The sequence below is a fragment of the Amycolatopsis sp. NPDC031561 genome, assembly GCF_055580625.1.
This window is the reverse complement of sequence record NZ_JBVILA010000005.1, coordinates 342899-359049: the sequence shown is the minus strand read 5'-3', so window position 1 is coordinate 359049 and position 16151 is coordinate 342899. Positions and strand designations below refer to the sequence as shown.

Annotated in this window: 21 protein-coding genes; 12 read left to right on the top strand and 9 right to left on the bottom strand. The window is 68.2% G+C overall.

Going from position 1 to position 16151, the window contains the following annotated elements; translation table 11 throughout:
- Positions 1–39: 39 nt before the first annotated feature.
- The 3 genes from ACZ5IK_RS15745 to ACZ5IK_RS15735 all read left to right on the top strand — a co-directional run bounded on the left by ACZ5IK_RS15745 (position 40) and on the right by ACZ5IK_RS15735 (position 2004).
- Positions 40–750, top strand: a complete 711-nt coding sequence (locus ACZ5IK_RS15745) for an ABC transporter ATP-binding protein (RefSeq protein ID WP_465488293.1) — start codon at positions 40–42, stop codon at positions 748–750.
- Positions 751–765: 15 nt separating this feature from the next.
- Complete coding sequence (locus ACZ5IK_RS15740) at positions 766–1500, top strand: ABC transporter permease (protein WP_465488292.1); 735 nt, start codon at positions 766–768, stop codon at positions 1498–1500.
- Between the two features lie 111 nt (positions 1501–1611).
- Positions 1612–2004 (top strand): SCO5389 family protein, encoded by a 393-nt coding sequence (locus tag ACZ5IK_RS15735; protein ID WP_465488291.1) that lies wholly within the window; start codon positions 1612–1614, stop codon positions 2002–2004.
- Here the strand turns inward: ACZ5IK_RS15735 and ACZ5IK_RS15730 are convergent.
- Genes ACZ5IK_RS15730 through ACZ5IK_RS15720 form a run of 3 tightly spaced genes read right to left on the bottom strand, consistent with a single transcriptional unit; the run spans position 2001 to position 4059 of the window.
- The gene (locus tag ACZ5IK_RS15730; RefSeq protein ID WP_465488290.1) at positions 2001–2978 is read right to left on the bottom strand and encodes an LLM class flavin-dependent oxidoreductase; all 978 of its coding nucleotides are present in this window, start codon (positions 2976–2978) and stop codon (positions 2001–2003) included. The two genes, ACZ5IK_RS15735 and ACZ5IK_RS15730, sit on opposite strands and share 4 nt — an antisense overlap.
- A gap of 2 nt (positions 2979–2980) precedes the next feature.
- Entirely contained in the window at positions 2981–3136 is a 156-nt protein-coding gene (locus ACZ5IK_RS15725) for a hypothetical protein (protein WP_101611606.1), read from the bottom strand.
- Positions 3136–4059, bottom strand: a complete 924-nt coding sequence (locus ACZ5IK_RS15720) for a class E sortase (protein ID WP_465488334.1) — start codon at positions 4057–4059, stop codon at positions 3136–3138. Before ACZ5IK_RS15720 ends, ACZ5IK_RS15725 begins: the two co-directional genes overlap by 1 nt.
- Before the next feature lie 343 nt (positions 4060–4402).
- Between ACZ5IK_RS15720 and crgA the strand changes: the two genes are divergently transcribed.
- Together crgA and ACZ5IK_RS15710 are read left to right on the top strand one after the other, a co-directional pair.
- Positions 4403–4669, top strand: a complete 267-nt coding sequence (gene crgA, locus ACZ5IK_RS15715) for a cell division protein CrgA (protein ID WP_101613637.1) — start codon at positions 4403–4405, stop codon at positions 4667–4669.
- A 118-nt stretch (positions 4670–4787) separates the two neighbouring features.
- Complete coding sequence (locus ACZ5IK_RS15710; RefSeq protein ID WP_465488333.1) at positions 4788–5165, top strand: PH domain-containing protein; 378 nt, start codon at positions 4788–4790, stop codon at positions 5163–5165.
- On the opposite strand, the gene ACZ5IK_RS15705 is transcribed toward ACZ5IK_RS15710, so the two are convergent.
- From ACZ5IK_RS15705 to ACZ5IK_RS15695, 3 genes are all read right to left on the bottom strand, one after another.
- The gene (locus ACZ5IK_RS15705; protein ID WP_101613636.1) at positions 5150–5638 is read right to left on the bottom strand and encodes a hypothetical protein; all 489 of its coding nucleotides are present in this window, start codon (positions 5636–5638) and stop codon (positions 5150–5152) included. The two genes, ACZ5IK_RS15710 and ACZ5IK_RS15705, sit on opposite strands and share 16 nt — an antisense overlap.
- Positions 5639–5738: 100 nt before the next feature.
- Complete coding sequence (locus ACZ5IK_RS15700; protein ID WP_465488289.1) at positions 5739–6701, bottom strand: rhomboid family intramembrane serine protease; 963 nt, start codon at positions 6699–6701, stop codon at positions 5739–5741.
- 52 nt (positions 6702–6753) lie between these two features.
- Entirely contained in the window at positions 6754–7314 is a 561-nt protein-coding gene (locus ACZ5IK_RS15695; protein ID WP_465488288.1) for a peptidylprolyl isomerase, read from the bottom strand.
- Positions 7315–7403: 89 nt separating this feature from the next.
- On the opposite strand from ACZ5IK_RS15695, the gene ACZ5IK_RS15690 reads away from it, so the two are divergent.
- Complete coding sequence (locus tag ACZ5IK_RS15690; RefSeq protein ID WP_465488287.1) at positions 7404–8111, top strand: hypothetical protein; 708 nt, start codon at positions 7404–7406, stop codon at positions 8109–8111.
- A gap of 424 nt (positions 8112–8535) precedes the next feature.
- Here the strand turns inward: ACZ5IK_RS15690 and ACZ5IK_RS15685 are convergent, their stop codons facing one another.
- Together ACZ5IK_RS15685 and ACZ5IK_RS15680 are read right to left on the bottom strand one after the other, a co-directional pair.
- Positions 8536–8988, bottom strand: a complete 453-nt coding sequence (locus tag ACZ5IK_RS15685; RefSeq protein WP_101611601.1) for a DUF6918 family protein — start codon at positions 8986–8988, stop codon at positions 8536–8538.
- Between the two features lie 168 nt (positions 8989–9156).
- Positions 9157–9681: a DUF2020 domain-containing protein gene (locus tag ACZ5IK_RS15680; protein WP_465488286.1), complete on the bottom strand. Its 525-nt coding sequence runs from the start codon at positions 9679–9681 to the stop codon at positions 9157–9159.
- Positions 9682–9800: 119 nt separating this feature from the next.
- Here ACZ5IK_RS15680 and ACZ5IK_RS15675 point away from each other — a divergent pair, with 119 nt between their 5' ends.
- From ACZ5IK_RS15675 to ACZ5IK_RS15665, 3 genes are all read left to right on the top strand, one after another.
- The gene (locus ACZ5IK_RS15675) at positions 9801–10508 is read left to right on the top strand and encodes a hypothetical protein (protein WP_465488285.1); all 708 of its coding nucleotides are present in this window, start codon (positions 9801–9803) and stop codon (positions 10506–10508) included.
- 3 nt (positions 10509–10511) lie between these two features.
- Positions 10512–11153: a pyridoxine/pyridoxamine 5'-phosphate oxidase gene (locus ACZ5IK_RS15670; RefSeq protein ID WP_465488284.1), complete on the top strand. Its 642-nt coding sequence runs from the start codon at positions 10512–10514 to the stop codon at positions 11151–11153.
- Between the two features lie 95 nt (positions 11154–11248).
- A complete protein-coding gene (locus tag ACZ5IK_RS15665; RefSeq protein WP_465488283.1) occupies positions 11249–12526 on the top strand; it encodes a M14 family metallopeptidase in 1278 nt (425 codons plus the stop codon).
- A gap of 3 nt (positions 12527–12529) precedes the next feature.
- On the opposite strand, the gene ACZ5IK_RS15660 is transcribed toward ACZ5IK_RS15665, so the two are convergent.
- Positions 12530–13714 carry a DNA glycosylase AlkZ-like family protein gene (locus tag ACZ5IK_RS15660; RefSeq protein ID WP_465488282.1) on the bottom strand — a complete coding sequence of 395 codons (1185 nt, stop codon included), beginning with the start codon at positions 13712–13714 and terminating at the stop codon, positions 12530–12532.
- A 54-nt stretch (positions 13715–13768) separates the two neighbouring features.
- On the opposite strand from ACZ5IK_RS15660, the gene ACZ5IK_RS15655 reads away from it, so the two are divergent.
- The 3 genes from ACZ5IK_RS15655 (at position 13769) to ACZ5IK_RS15645 (ending at position 16130) form a co-directional block, all read left to right on the top strand.
- Positions 13769–14773: a helix-turn-helix transcriptional regulator gene (locus tag ACZ5IK_RS15655; protein WP_465488281.1), complete on the top strand. Its 1005-nt coding sequence runs from the start codon at positions 13769–13771 to the stop codon at positions 14771–14773.
- Between the two features lie 9 nt (positions 14774–14782).
- On the top strand, positions 14783–15634 hold the full coding sequence (locus ACZ5IK_RS15650; protein WP_465488280.1) for an ADP-ribosylglycohydrolase family protein: 852 nt from the start codon (positions 14783–14785) through the stop codon (positions 15632–15634).
- Between the two features lie 205 nt (positions 15635–15839).
- Positions 15840–16130 carry a hypothetical protein gene (locus tag ACZ5IK_RS15645; RefSeq protein WP_465488279.1) on the top strand — a complete coding sequence of 97 codons (291 nt, stop codon included), beginning with the start codon at positions 15840–15842 and terminating at the stop codon, positions 16128–16130.
- Positions 16131–16151 lie beyond the last annotated feature (21 nt).

The following is a 16151-nucleotide window of genomic DNA, read 5'->3' as shown; positions in this document are numbered from 1 at the left end:
CCATTCTGGCCGAACCCCTTGCGCCATAACGTTTTTCGCATGCCACTCATCGAAGTCACCAACCTCCGCAAGACGTACGGGGAGCACGTCGCGGTCGACGACGTTTCGTTCCACGTGGAACAGGGCGAGATCTTCGGGATCCTCGGGACCAACGGCGCGGGCAAGACCACCACCGTCGAATGCCTCCAGGGACTGCGGACGCCGGACTCCGGCGGCATCTCGGTCCTCGGCCTCGACCCCGGCAAGGACCACGCCGCTCTCCGGCAGCGCCTCGGCTCCCAGCTCCAGGAGAGCCGCCTGCCGGAAAAGCTCAAGGTCCAGGAGGCGCTCGACCTCTACGCGTCCTTCTACGCGAACCCCGCCGACACCGGTGACCTGCTCGCGAAACTGGGACTCACCGACCAGCGGAACAAGTACTTCGGCAAGCTTTCCGGCGGGCAGAAGCAGCGCGTCTCGATCGCGCTCGCGCTGGTCGGCCGCCCCGAGGTCGCCGTCCTCGACGAGCTGACCACCGGACTCGACCCCCACGCCCGCCGCGACACCTGGAAGCTCGTCGAGGGCGTGCGCGACACCGGCGTCACCGTCCTGCTCGTCACGCACTTCATGGACGAAGCCGAACGCCTCTGCGACCGCCTCGCCGTCTTCGACGCCGGGCGCGTGGTCGCCACCGGCACCCCCGCCGAACTCCGTGACCGGACCGGCAAGACCTCTTTGGACGACGCCTTCGTGACCCTGACCGGCCGCGACTGAAACGGGAGACGAACCGTGAACACCCTCACCAAGATCACCGTCACCGAAACGAAGCTCTCCCTGCGCTCGCCGGTCTGGGTCCTCTCGGGGCTGCTGTCGCCGACAGTGCTGTTGCTCGGCCTCGGCGCCATCCCGGCGCTTCGGACGGAGAGCGAGAAGACCCCGGGCATGAGGTTCATCGACGCCTGGGTGCCATCGCTGGTGGTCCTCAGCATCGCCCTGATGGGCCTGCAGGCGATCCCGACCGTGATCGCGGCCTACCGCGAACAGGGCATCCTCCGCCGCTTCGCCACCACACCGGTACATCCGGCGAAATTGCTGGTGGCGCAGCTGATCATCAACGTCACCGTCACGATCGCCGGGATCGGCCTGATGATCGCGCTCGGCTCGGCCGTCTTCGACGTCCCCGGACCGCGGCATCCGCTCGGCTTCCTGCTCGCGTTCGTGCTCGGCACGACCGCGATCTTCGGGTTCGGGCTGATCGCCGCGTCGGTCGCCAAGACCGGCCGCGCGGCCGGCGGGATCGCGATGATCGCCTACATCCCGATCATGTTCCTCGGCGGCGTGTACCTGCCGCGGCCGCTGTTGCCGACGGTCATCCAGGACATCGGCGCGTACGTCCCGCCGGGCGTCAAGGCCATGGAGGACGCCTGGACCGGCGCCGGCGCCCAGCCGCTGCAACTCGCCGTCTTGGCGGCTTTCGCGGTGGGCAGTTGTGTCCTGGCGGCGAAGCTTTTTCGCTGGGAGTGACGACGGCTTCCGCCAAAGTGGTGATGATGATCGTTTTCTCTTGTGGGCCGAGCCGCAGGTGAGTAGTCAGGAAGACGGCCCACGTTCACCTGCGTCTCTCTCGGAGGTTCGATGTCTCTGGATGTATCGCCCGCGCTGCTTGAGAAGGCCGAGCGCGGGGAGGTCTCCGACGCCGAATTCGTCGCCTGCGTCCGGGAATCCCTGCCGTACGCCTGGACCGTGATCACCGGTGTCATCGCGGAGGCCGAGGGTGCGGCCGACGGGTTCGCCGACAACGAGACGCCGCCGCCGAGCGAGGCCGAACGCGGTCAGCTGCTGCGGGCGCTGGCCTCGGATTCCATCCGCGGCGGACTGGAACGGCACTTCGGCGTGAAGCTGGCGTTCCAGAACTGCCACCGGGTCGCCGTGTTCAAAAGGTCCCAAGTGGACAGTGACCGGTACCGCGCGTTCGTTTCGGTGCGCGGCCAGCTGCTGAACCAGAGCCCGGAACTCCGCGACTGCTAACCGTTCCGCAACGCGGGTAGTACCTCTTCCCCGATCCGCGCGATGTTCTCGAGTGTTCCCTCCGGCGTACCGGACGCTTCCACCATCATGATCACGTGGGAGACCCCGGTACGCCGGATGCTCGTTCCCAGCCTGTCGACGCAGTACTCCACGCCGCCGATCGGATGCATCTCGCACAGCCGGTCGGTGTAGGAAACCGGATCCTTTTCCAGCCCCCGCCGGCCGTCGAGGTACACGTGGCCGGCGAACCCTTCCTTCAGCGAACCCGGCAACGCGGACCGCACCACGTCCAGCGCGTCGTCCCCCACCTGGCACATCACCGTCGAGACATGTCCGACGGCGGGATCCCCGTACGCGGCAAGGGTTTCGATCTTGCCTTCGTCGTCGGTGTGCAGACCGAGCAGCATCGGCAGGCCGCGGTCGGCGGCGAGCCGGACCGAGCTCGATCCGGCGTCACCGCAGGCCACGACCACGCGCGGAGCGCGCTGTGGCCGCGGCACCATCGGCACTTCACGGAACGCGAAGTGGTCGCCATCGGCTGAGACGGTCTCCGAGGTCATCGCGGCGAGCAGCAGATCGAGGCTCTCCTCGAACCCCGTTTCGTAGCGGGACGCTCCGGTGCCGAACACCTCGAGGTCCTGCCACGGGCCGCCACGACCGACGCCGATCCGCAGCCGTCCGCCGGAAACGGCGTCGAGCAGCGACCACTGCTCCGCGAGCGCCACCGGATGCGCGATCGACAGCACGCTCACCGCGGTGCCGACCGCGATCCGCTCGGTGCGGCCGAGCACGTGCGCGGCGAGGGTGATCGCGGACGGGCAGACGCCGTACGGCATGAAGTGGTGCTCGGCGAACCAGACGTCGTCGAACCCGGCGCGCTCGGCGGCGACGGCGGCGTCGACCGACCTGCGCAGGACGTCGGCGTCCTCCTGCCCGGGGAACCGGCCGGAAACGAGGAAGACGCCGAACCGCACGCCTACTGGACGCTCACTTCGTTGAACCACAGTCGTGGCTCCAGCCACGGGAAGACGACGAACATCAGCAACGCCACGATCCCGAGCGCCAGCACGACCGCCATGGTCAGCTTCGCCGCGAAGGGGCCCGGCAGCTTGCGCCAGATCCAGCCGTACATCAGCGCGCCTCCGAGATCTTGGGCAGCAGTTCGGCGTAGGTGCCCACCTGGTTCTTCGGCACCTGCTGGGCCAGCACCGAGTGGATGATGAGGCGCTCGCGCGCCGAGAACTTCGGGTGACACGTCGTCAGCGTGAGCAGCGAGACCTGATCGGCCTTCGGCAGGATCTCCGGATCCTTGTACGGCACCGGGTTCACCGTGTCGCCCTTGGTCGGGAACACGATGCGGCGGCCGTTGGTCTCGCCGTAGGCGCCGCCGTCGACGGCGTTCGGGTCACGCAGCGTCCCGACGTTCTTGCACTTCGGGTCGGCGCCCTTGCCCGCGGCCCAGCCCTCGACCTCGTCCTTGTAGGGCAGCACCTTGTAGATGTAGAAGTCGGTCTGCGTCTCGATGATGATCTGGTCGCACGAGGTGAGGTTGTCCAGATCGTTGAACGGCGCGCCCTTGCCGACCCGGTGACCGGCGATGGCGAAGTTGCCCGGCTCGCCCGGCAGCGCGGTGCCCTTGTAGTGGCCCGGCCCGACCTCGAGCGCGGCCTCGGTGGTGCCTTCCTGGATGGTGAAGTTGAAGTCGGCGCCGAACACCGGGATGTGGATCCTGGCGAACGCCTTCCCGTCGACCAGATCCGGATGCAGCTGCCGGTCCTTCGACCAGTCGCCGTCCAGCTCCGAACTCGCCTCCGACTGCTTGCCCGCGGAGAAGAGGTCGGTCACGTAGACCTCGTAGACCATGAACAGCAGCACCACCAGCCCGGCGGTGATGAGGAGCTCCCCGACGGTCCGGACGGCGACTCCGCCCTTGCCCAGTTCCCGGGGCGGGCGTTCCTCGGTCGCGACGCCGCCACCGACCGGCTCGAAGATCACGGTCTCCTCGGTCGACCCCGGCGGCGGCACGGGACGACGGCGCGGCGGAGGCCCGTCCATCCGGCGTCGCGGCGGTGGCCCGTCCGGTGACCTGCCCTCTTGCGGCCTCCGGTGCGGCACCGGACGGCCTTCACCGGGTGGTCGTTCGGAGTACCGCCGACGGTCCCCGCCCGGCTCTTCCCGCTCAGCCACGCAAAGCTCCTCAGTCTCGAACCAAGCCGCAGTGTCGAACCAGCACAGTGTCGAACCGTGTGTGACACCATTGTCACAGTGCGGGAAATCGACCGGTCCCGGACGGTGCCCAGCGGCGCTCGTTTACGTTAACGTGTGCACGTGGCGCTGGTTGCGCACCCGAAAGCGGGTCATCGCCACCAGGGAAGCCGAACAGTACGCGAGGAACACGATGCCTAAGTCCAAGGTCCGCAAGAAGACGGCGTACACCCCGCCGACCGACCGCCGCACGCCGGTGAAGGTCAAGGCCGCTGGCCCGTCGAACCTGTTCTACAAGATCGTGATGTTCGGCCTCATGCTGGTCGGCCTGATGTGGCTGGTCGTCAACTACATCGCGGGCGACAAGATCCCCTTCATGGCGGATCTGGGCAACACGAACTTCGCGATCGGCTTTGTGCTGATGATCGCCGGGTTGCTCATGACGATGCGGTGGCGGTGAGCATTACCCCGGTTGGCGGCTTGACGCCGAATTACACCGGTGTGACTCATCCCCAGTGTGGATAACCCCTGTGGATAACTACCCCACCTCGTGGGCGCCGCAGCAGAACGTTGTGGTAGTGGCCTGGGTGATCACCCTGTTGTTGCTGGCAGGCGTGGCGTGGCTGGCCATCGGCGGCGACGTCGGCGGCACCGTGCTGACAGGGGTCGCGATGCTCTCCGTGGGCGCGCTGGCGCTGCACGGGACCCTGCTCCGGCCCCGGCTGGCCGCGGGTCCCGACGGAATCCTGGCCAGGACCGTCGGCGGCGCGCACCGCTACTCCTGGACCGAAGCCCGGCTCCGGCTGCGCACGACGCGCCGTCTCGGCCGGGACAGTCTGACCCTCGAGGTCGAATCCGGCGAACACCTGCTGGTGTTCGGCCGGATCGACCTCGGCGAGGACCCCAGGGACGTCCTGGACGTCCTCACCGCCCTCAAGGGTCAGGCGTTGTCGTAGTAGTGGACGTCGCCGTTCGGGCCGTGTGACCAGCCCGGAACGGCCGGTCCGACCGCGGGCGGCGCGTACTCGCCGAAGATCTCGTACGGCGACGCCGGCGAGCAGATCGGGTTGATCTTCACGACGCAGGTCCGCAAGGACCCGCTGAACTTCGCCTTGACGTGCCGCGGCCGCTGGTCTTCCACCACCGCCTGGCCGGCGGTGACCTCCCAGCCGCTCGCCGCGCCCGGCCCCGTCGTGCCGACGGTCTGCGTCGCCACCGACGAGGTGACACCGGGATCGCCGAAGCAGATTTTCAACGCCGCATCGACGTAGGCGACACGCAGCGTGATCGCACTGCCCGAGCCGAGGAAATAGCGTTTGGTGTAGGTCTGGCAGGTTTCCGCGGCCTCGCCTGCTTGCGCGACCGAGGGCACCAGCGCCGAAGCCAGCGCGGCGACGGCGGTGATCAGGACTGCCTTGCGAATCTTCATCTCAACCCCCACGGTGATGATGTTGCCGATCAACGTGAAAGTACCCAGTTATGTTGCTTCTCCACCGGGTAATCGCATAACCCACTTGGGGGAAGCGGGACTACGCCGGGTAGCACCTGTAGACGAGTCTGCCGGCCTCGGGGACGCCCCCGCAGACGCTGGAAGCCGTCTGTACGTCCCGCCAGACCAGCAGCCCGATCAGCGCGACGACCACGATCGCGATCCCGCCGATCTGCCACATGAGGCGGTTCTTCTCCGGCGCGTAGAGCAGCGCGAAGGTCGTCACCAGACCGGCGATGAAACCGCCCGCGTGCGCGAGGACGGAGATCCCCGGGACCTGGAACGTGATGAAGACGTTGAGCCCGAGCATGACGAGCAGCCACGTCGGATTGAGCCGCAGCCTGATGACGATGACCGCGTACGCGCCGATGAGCCCGAAGATGGCGCCCGAGGCGCCGATCACCGGGGGTGCGTTGAGGTCCGTGAACACCAGGTTCGCGACCGAACCGCCGAGCATCGAGACGAAGTAGAGCGCGACGAACGGGATGCGGCCGAGCGCGGTCTCCAGCGGGCGGCCCACGAACCACAGCGAGAAGGCGTTGCTCGCGATGTGCAGGAGGCCGAACTGCAGGAACCCCGAGGTGAAGATCCGCCACCACTCGCCGTCCACCAGCGCCGCCGAATTCGACAACTGGCCGTACTGGAAGACCTCCGAGTAGAAGTTCTCGGAGATGCTGCCCGCCTGGGCGACGGTGATGAAGAAGATGATGACGTTGAGCGCCAAGAGGACCGGCGTCACGACAGCCGTCCGAGGCTGCTGGGCGCCGGCGAGGGTGCGCGCGCCGTAGCCGGCGTCGCGGTACTGCTTCTGCTGGACGCGGTCCTGCTGTCGGCCTGCCTGCACGCAGTCGGTGCAGTGGAAGCCCACGGCCGCTTCGCGCAGGCAATCCGGGCAGGCCGGACGCTCGCAGCGTGAACAGCTCAGCCCGGTCGGCCGGTTCGGGTGCCACCAGCAGCCGGGCATGGCGGCCTGCTGGTACTGGGGATTCGGTGGTTGGCTCACGATGCCACCAACCTACCGAAATCCCCCGTACCAGGCCGTGTGATCAGCGTTGTCAGCCCTCGCGGCTGATGCTGACCTTCTCGATGACGACGTCCTGCAGCGGACGGTCGGCCGGACCGGTCGCCGTGCGCCCGATGGCGTCGACGACGTCGCGGGAAGCCTGGTCCGCCACCTCGCCGAAGATCGTGTGCTTGAAGTTCAGGTGCGTCGTCGGCGCGACGGTGATGAAGAACTGCGAGCCGTTGGTGCCGGGTCCGGCGTTCGCCATCGCCAGCAGGTACGGCTTGGAGAACTGGAGCTCCGGGTGGAACTCGTCGCCGAACTTGTAGCCGGGGCCACCGCGGCCGGTGCCGGTCGGGTCGCCGCCCTGGAGCATGAAACCGTCGATGACGCGGTGGAAGATCGATCCGTTGTAGAACGGGCCCGAGTTCTCGCCCTGAGCGTTGGGCTGCGTGTACTCCTTGCTGCCCTCGGCGAGCCCGACGAAGTTCGCGACCGTTTTGGGCGCGTGGTCGGGGAACAGGTTCAGGGTGATGTCACCCTGGTTGGTGTGCAGAGTGGCCTTCAACGCGCCACCAATGAGGGATCCCTTGCTTTCAGTCACGAGCTTCATCGTGCCATCTGCGGCAAGATCTGGGGAAAAGGGGCACGATAGGTTACAAGCAACGAAGCAGAATCAAAACGATTGATGAGGTGAAGGCCATGACCCGGGCCGCAGATTCGGTGAGCGAGTCGGCGAAGGCCGGCGCGCTCGGCCTGCGCAAACGTGCGGTTGAGGCGGGTAAGGAAGCCACCGCCCACGCCGTCGAGGTAGCCGAGCAGAAGCTCTCCGAGAGCGCCGGTGAGATCGCTAAGACCAGCCGTCGGGCACGCAAGAAGCTCGCGAAGAAGACGGAACTGACCCGCAAGGAGCTCAAGAAGAGCTCGAAGGCGGCTCGTAAGGAGGCGCTGGCCAGGCTTTCCGAGATGCGGAAGCCGGGCCGCAAGGCGCGCAAGGCCGCGATCCTGGCCGCGAAGTCCGCCGGCGAGTCCAAGCGCCGGGGCAAGAAGGACTTCAAGGCCGCGAAGAAGGACTTCAAGGCCGCGGTCGTCGAGGCGAAGTCCGCTGCCAAGGGGACGCGCAAGCGTCGTCGCTGGCCGTGGGTCGTCGGCATCGCGGTGGTCGGCGCCGGTGCCGCCTACGCGTTGCGTTCCAAGCAGGAGCCGCCGGTCGCGCCCGCGCCGCCGAAGGCTCCGCCCGCTCCCCCCGCGAAGCCCGCCACTCCGGCGGCGGCCGCGCCGAAGCCCCCTGCCGCGAAGCCTGCCGCTTCCGGTCCGGCTCCGGCTCCGGCGAAGCCCGCGGCCCCGAAGCCCGGTACCCCGAAGAACGGGCACCAGGCCTCGACCAGCTCCGCCGACAAGAAGAACTGACGCCCAACCTTCGTCTTTCTGCTTGTCGCCAGGGCCGTCCAGTGACCCACAAGGCCACTGGACGGCCCTTTCACGTCCAAGCCCCGAAGATCATCTTGGTGCCGAAGGCCCCTTCCAGCCCCTCAGGACCGGCGGCCACCTACTCACATGTCATGAAAGGGTCGTTCAGGACATACGAAACGTCCCCACCGACACGCGCCAGACCGACCGAAGATCAACGCGCCCAACGACAGCACCGGCGGACTCGTCTCGCCGAAAGCGCGCCAGCGCGACGGCGAGACTTCACCGGTCGCGCGCCCTCTCTTGGGCCGAAGGCCCACGTAAACGCGATGAAGGGGCGCCTCTCCGCCCCACGTGAGTGGGAAGCGGATCGACGCCCCTTCGGCGCGTTTACGTCAGCGCGCGATTAGATCGCGCTGCGCGATTAGACAGCAGCAGCGTGCTTGTCGATCAGCTGGCCGAGGCGGGGAAGGGCCTCCTCGACGTTCTTCTTGCCGTTCGGGCGCAGCTTGCCGTAGACCTTCTTGATGCTGTCGCGGCTGCTCTTGTCGGCGCGCGCGTCGGTGACCGACAGGAGCGCGTCGGCGGCCTCGTCGCCGCGGCCGACCAGGTAGGCACCGAAGTCGTTGCCACCCTTGGCCTTGTAGTCGCCGTAGAACGGCTCGAGGGCGCCGGTGAAGTCGTCGAGCAGCGCGTCGACGGCGGAGGGGATGATGCCCGGCTTGATCTTCTTGACGGCCGCGAAGCCGGTCTTCACGACGGCACCCGAAACGCCGCCCTTGTCCGAAACCTCGGCGTCGACGAGACCTTCGAAGTCGCTCACGACCGCCGGGCGACGGGTGGAGTCGAGCAAGATTTCCTTGAGGGTGTCAGCCACGAAACCTGTCCTTTTGTCTTATGGGGAGAAATGATCTTTTGTGCCGCCGAGCCACACCGCAAGGCGGCCTCCGCCGGATCTGGCGTTGCGCTGGGTCCCGCGAACCCTCGCGCGTGCGGCACAGGGTAGTACAAGATCAACTTCACTCTGACGTGTGGATACCACTACCTAGAGCTGCAGCTCACCGATAGCCTCCTTCGCCACCGTACGTGCCTTGACGCTCTGCTTCTGGTTGGTGGTCACGACTACCGCGTTCCCGCCCTTCGCGACGGCGTAAACGGCGCCGTCGCCGGACGGCTGGTAGCCGCCTTTCCAGCCCGCCGGTTCGTCGGCCGGGTTGGACGTGTCGATGGGGGCGGCCTGGTCGACCAGTGCCTTGGCGACGGCGGGTTCTCCGACGTACACGCGCACGGTGAGCTGCAGTTTCCCGCTGAGCGCGTAGAAGAAACAGGTCGGATGCGGCTGGTCGGCCGAGGTCTTGACCTTGGAGACCTTCTGCCCGTTGGCGTCCGAAACGCGGTCGGCGCTGAGGTACGGGCAGGGGCCTTTGCCGGTCGGTTCCGGCGAGGGTGGGATCTGCGGCGCCGGAGTACTCGACGGCGCGTGCGAGCTCGCCGCAGGCTGCGGCTGCTCCGTCGGCCCGCAGGCCGCCAAGAGCGGCACGACGAGCGGCAAGATCAGAAGACGTCGCATGATGGTGTCCAGTGAAGCAGAGCGGCGTCCAGTGAAGCAGAGCGGTTCACCGCGTCGCCGCAACCATCCGCCCTGTTCATGCGACGATGGCGGTGCGTAGCGGTCTTCAGGAGGCATCAGTGCTCAGCAAAGAGCAATACCTGGGTGCGGTGGCGGAACGCATCCAGCGCAGCGGCGGCCGGTTGAACACGGTCCAGATCGGCCCCAGCGCGGCCGTCGTGGGCCTGTTCACCGAATCCGTGATGATGTCGACGATGAACTACTGCGTGGTCGCCGCGGCGATCCCGGAGGTGACCGCTCCCGCGTTGTACGACTTCACCGGCCTGGCGACGCAGCACGCGCGCGCGAACGTGATGGGGACCGTCGGCTGGACGGCGGCTTCGGTGGTCATCGCGGGCCTGATCGGTGACCGGGTGTATCCGGACGCCGCGCAGGCCGCGTCGGCGAAGTCCGGCAACCAGTTCGGCGGCGAGACGCGCATGGTGGCCGTGGACGTTTCCGCCGCGCAGATGTACGCGTTCGTCGGCGGGAAGCTGTGGGGCGCGGCGGTGCAGGGTTCGGTCAACGCGAAGCTGACGTTCTGTTTCCCACAGCCCGCCGAGGTCTATCAGCAGGTGCAGTGGGCGCAGTCGCAGGGCCAGCAGCCGCCGATGCCGCCAGGACCGCCGATGCCGCCGCCCGGTCAGCAGCCGCCTCCCGGCTGGCAGCCGCAGTATCCGGTCGGGCCGCCGCCCGCGCAGGGTCCGCCGCCCGGCCAGCATCCGCCGCACTATCCGCCGCCCGCGCCCGGCTATCCGCAGCACGGCCAGCGCCCGCCGGGGTACTGACCGGTGACCGACAAGTTGCGTGGCTGGCCTTCGTTTCCCGAAGAACTGCCGGAGTTCGATCCCGGGAACACTCCGGACACTCCCCGCGAGCTGTTCCTGGAATGGCTGTACGAAGCCGGGGAGCACGTATTGGCGCCGCACGCCGTCACACTGTCCACAGTGGACGCCGACGGGGTGCCGGACGCGCGGGTCGTGATCCTCAAGGCCGTCGACGGAGACACCTGGGCGGTCGCGACGAGTTCCGAAAGCCCGAAAGGCGTTCAGCTGGCGAAGAATCCGCACGCCGCGCTGACCTGCTTCTGGCCGGGACGAGGCCGTCAGGTCCGCCTGCGCGGCCCTGTCTCGCCCGCCGATCCCGAGGTCTCCTCGGCCGATTTCACCGCCCGGCCGCCGGCGTCCCGGATGGAGGCGTTCATCGGCAGGCAGTCCCAGGTGCTCGAAGATCCGGCCGACCTCGACGACGCGGCCGAGGAAGCGCGCCGCTGGGTCGAGGAGAATCCGGGCGTGGCACCGGAAACCTGGACGCGCTATCTGGTGACGCCGTCCGAAGTGGAGTTCTGGCAGGCCAGCCATGACCGGCGGCACCAGCGTCTCCGCTATCGGCGCGAGAACGAACTCTGGGTCAAAGAACGCCTCTGGCCGTAAACGGCAATTGGGAACGACGATCGTCGGGTTGTCGTGGATGATTCACTTCGGCGACGGTGAACGGCACCCAAGTCCCCAGATCGTTCGGAGGCGAAATGTCCACACGCCGTCGCATCGGGGGCGCCTTGGCCGCCACAGGGCTCGCCCTGCTGGCCGTCACGACGCCCGTCGCGAGCGCCCAGACCGGCGACCCGGCGAGAGGGCTGTATTCGGTGGAGGGTGCCTCCACCCCCGACAAACGCACCGCCGTCAACCGCACCGGCGTCGACGTCGCGGGCTCGCGCGGCGACGCGCTGACCGTGGTCGCCACCCCCGGGCAGGCCGCGAGCCTGCGCGCGGAAGGGTTCAGCCTGAAGCCGCTCGGCGACTTCGACAGCATGCTGAAACAACGGAGCGGCCGGGCGGGCACCGCGGCGGTCGCCGGCGACTTCCCGCCGGGCGACGAGGCGTACCACACCTACGCCGAAACGACCGCTGAGCTGCAGAAAGCCGCGAAGGACCACGGCGACATCGCGACGCTGTCCAGTGTCGGCAAGTCCTACGAAGGCCGTGAGCTGAACCTGCTGAAGATCAGCGACAACGCGGGCACGGACGAGAACGAACCCGAAGTCCTGTTCACCTGCAACCAGCACGCGCGCGAGCACCTCACCACGGAGATGTGCCTGCGGATCGTGCAGCGCTTCACCAGCGGGTACGCGACCGACCCCGCCATCAAGAAGATGGTCGACGAGCACGAGATCTACGTGATCCCGAACGTCAACCCGGACGGCTCCGAGTACGACATCACCGGTGGCGAGTACCAAGGCTGGCGCAAGACGCGGAAGCCGGTGCCGGGCAGCAGCGCCGTCGGCACCGACCCGAACCGCAACTGGGACTACAAGTGGAACTGTTGCGGCGGGTCGAGCAACAGCCCGTCCGCCGAGGACTACCACGGCCCGTCGGCGTTCTCGGAGTCCGAGACCAAGGCCGTCGCGGAGTTCATGAACTCCCGGGTGGTCGGTGGCGCGCAGCAGATCAAGACGCACATCGACTTCCACACCTTCTCGGAACTCGTGCTCTGGCCGTACGGCTACACGAAGGCCGAGACCGACACCGGCCTCAACGAGGAAGAAGCGAAGCGCTTCGCCGACGTCGGCAAGAAGATGGCCGCCACCAACGGCTACACGCCCGAGCAGTCCAGCGATCTGTACGTCACCGACGGCGACGTCAACGACTGGGCGTGGGGCAAGCACAAGATCCTCAGCTACACCTTCGAGATGTACCCGAAGGACGGCGGGATCGACGGCTTCTACCCGCCCGCTTCGGTGATCCCGGAGCAGACCGCTCGCAACGACAAGGCCGTCGACATCCTGATCAACGAGGCCGGGGCCTGACGGTCAAGCCCTGAGATCGGCCACTCGCGACGCCCGGCTCTTCGGCGAATCCAAGCTGAAGCTCCGGGCGTCGCCCAGCCGGTCGCGGACGAATTCCTGGGTCTCCGCGACCGTCTCGCGCAGCGCGGCGTCCTCGTCCCCGAACACCTTGTAGACGATTTTGTTCGTCTCGGTGTCGAACTCCCACAAGCCGGCGAAGCGCCCTCGATCGACGATCAGATGGCTCGGCGGATCCGCCTGCCCGCCCAGCGTCTCCCCCGCGCGGCCACCGGGCACCGGCCGCCCGGCGTCGGCGTCGTCGAGCAGCCGTGACATCTCCCGGTGCAAGAGGTGGATGCCGTCGACCCCGGCGAGCAGCGCGTACGACGATTCCGCCGGAACGGTGAACGCGGCGAACTCGTCCGTGAGGTCCTTGGGCATCAGCAGATCGGTACCGTCGAGCGGCACGAGGTCCAGCTGTGCCACGGCCTTCTTGGCGTTCGCCGCGGTGAAACCGGAGAACCAGCGGAAGTGCTTGAGCGACGCGGGGGCCGCCCACGAGAAGTACCGCCTGGCCAGCTCGGTCTGCGCGGTGTCCATATCGGACAGTCCGCCGCGCGGGGACGGCGTCCAGCGGACATAGCCGTAGCGCTGCTGGTCCAGCCGTCCGTTGACCGGGACCCGGCGGATTTCGCCGCGGACCTGGAGCAGGCCGAGCGCGAGCGGCAACGTCGTGGTGGTGCCGCGTTTGCGGCCCGCCTCACCGAGGTTGCGCACCGCGGGCCCGGCGGCGTCCTTGATCGCGGCCGGGTCGAGCGGTTCGGCCGACGCGTCGAGCAGGTCGGCGACGGTGACGCACAACTGCTCGATCTCGGCCTGCGTGACACCGAGGTACTTCTCGGCGGCCGCGAGTTCACCCGCCGGTGCCCCGGCGCCGACGGTCAGGCCGAGTTCGAAATCCGCCGACGGCAGGACGTAGGTGCAGCCGCGGGCCGAGGGCAGTTCGTGGATGGCGAGCCGGGCGACGTCCGCGTCGACCGTCTCGCGATCGAGGCGGGCCCTGGCGAACAACCCGAGGTAGGGCGCCGAACCACCGACCGAACGCATCCAGCCGGTCCGCTCCAGCACGTCGGGCGCCGGCGCCCCGTGCAGCGATCCGTCGAGACCTTGCCGATGTGCCCACCACGCGCGCAGCTTGTCGGTCGCCATGACTCCCACGGTATGGGCATCACACGCCATCTCGCAGCCTGGCACGATCGACAGGTGCGCAAGCGGTTCTCGGACGGGTCCCCGATCGCGTCGACGGTGGTCACCGGCGACGACTTCGACGAGCTCGAGCACACTTTCCAGGCGTTCCTCGCGCCGGACACGGTCAAGCTGCACACCCCCGCGCCCACCGGTTCCTTCGACATTTCCCAGCTCAGCGGCCTGCGTGTCCCCGGGATCGACCCCTGCGGCCTCTCGGTCTACGAGCTGACGCTGGACTCCGACGTCATCCTGCAGGGTGAAGAGACCCCGGACGCGTACACCGTGGTCGTGACCCTCGGCGGCCGGAGCCAGGTCAAGATCGACGGCGAGGTCATCCCGTCCCGACACGTCGTGACTGGTCCGGACACGCCGTTCCAGACCAGGTACGACCATCCCGACATCCTGCTGCTCCGCCTGGGCAAACAGCTGGTGGCGGACACGATGCGCGAACGGCTGGGCGAAGCGCCGACGTCGGCCCTGCACTTCGATCCGGCGATCGTCGAGACCTCGGGCATGAGCCAATGGCTCACCTTGCTCCACACCTTCGGCGAGACCGCCGCGTCCGGGCTGTTCGACCGGTCGCCGCTGGCCGCCTCCCATTTCGAGAAGCTGCTGCTGCACGGGTTGCTCGACACCCAGCCGCATTCGCAGTCCGGCGAGCTCGCCGAAGAACGGTCCCGGCCGAGGTCGACGGCGGTCCGCCGCGCGATGACCTACTGCGAGGAGCACGCCGCCGAACCGGTCTCGATCGGCGAGCTGGCGATGGCCGCGCGGATCAGCGTCCGCGCGCTGCAGCAGGCTTTCCGCACCGAAGCCGGGATGACGCCGATGGAGTACCTGCGCCGCGTCCGGCTCGACAACGTGCACCAGGACCTGCTCGCGATCGCGCAGGGGCGCGCCGAAGGCACCGTCACCGACGTCGCGCTGCGATGGGGCTTCACGCATCTCGGCCGGTTTTCCGGTCTTTACCGCGACACCTACGGCAAACTTCCCTCGGAAACGGCACGACTCACGGCCTGAGGGAGACGGATGCTGGTCGAACTGGCCATCGGCGACGCGTACGGAGGCTCGTTCGAGCACGCGTACCCGAGCTTCGTCGCCGAGCACAACACGCTGGCAGGCTACGTACGCCATCCCGGCTATCTCGCCGTCCCGGCCGGTCGCTACACCGACGACACGCAGATGACGATCGCGATCGCCGAACTGCTCGTCTCTGGCCGCCGCTGGACGCCCCTGCTGCTCGCCGAGCAGTTCGTCCGCGCGTACCACCGCGATCCGCACGAGGGTTACGCGCCGCGGTTCCACCAGCTGCTGAGCGAAGTCCAGGACGGCGAAGAGCTGCTGCGACGGCTCCAGCCGCAGAGCGACAAGAGCGGGGCGGCGATGCGCGCCGGGCCGATCGGGGTCCTGCCGACCGTCGACGACGTCCTCTACCACGCGAAACTGCAGGCCAGGATCACGCACGACACCCCGGCCGGGATCGCGGCGGCGCAGGCGGCGGCGCTCGCCGTCCACTACTGCCACCACCGGCTCGGACCGACTGCCGAGGTCGCGCGATGGATCGACGGGATCCTTCCCGAGGACGTCGGGCACGGCGGCTGGGCGCTGCCGTGGTCGGGCAAGATCGGGCCGCAGGGCTGGATGAGCGTCCGTGCCGCGCTGACCGTGCTCGCCGGCGGTGGCGGGCTCGCCCGGATGCTCCACACCTGCGTCGCGTTCACCGGCGACGTCGACACCGCGGCGACCATCGCACTGGCCGCCGCGTCCCGTTCGCCCGAGGTGGCGCGGGATCTTCCGCCGGTGCTGTGGCGCGACCTGGAGAACGGCGAGTTCGGCCGCGACTACCTCGCGGGACTCGACGAGCGGCTGCTGCACATCTGACGTAGGCGAACTCCACGGAACGCGGACGTGCCCGCGGGCCGGTTTCGGCAGACTGGGCCGGTGAAGTGGCTGATCAGGACCGGAGTGGTGGCCGGATGGCTCGCTCATCGTCGGCACGGCGAACCTCGAGCCCGATCACGGGGAACGCCCGGTCGACGCGTTCGCGCTCGCCTGTGTCGCGCTCGCCGGTGTCCGGCGCCGGCCAGTGGCGACAGCGGGGACGGAAGCGTTTGCGCTCCTGCTCTACCTGGGGTTCGGCTATCCCGACGGTCCGGTGTTGTTCGCCGCTCTCGTGCCGTTGTTCGCTCTCGGAACCCTTCGCCCGCGAAGGGCGTACGTACTCGGCGAGCACGACACCCTGGTCTGCGGAAACGGCGACTGCGGTGCCGACAAGATCGTGCGCGGCAGCGGCCACTCGATCAACACCAGCCTCGCCGCGCGGAGCTTCTACCGGTGGACCTTCGACTGGCTCGCGTCGAAAGTTAGGGTTGCCTAACCTCGGCTGAACCGGTGAAAT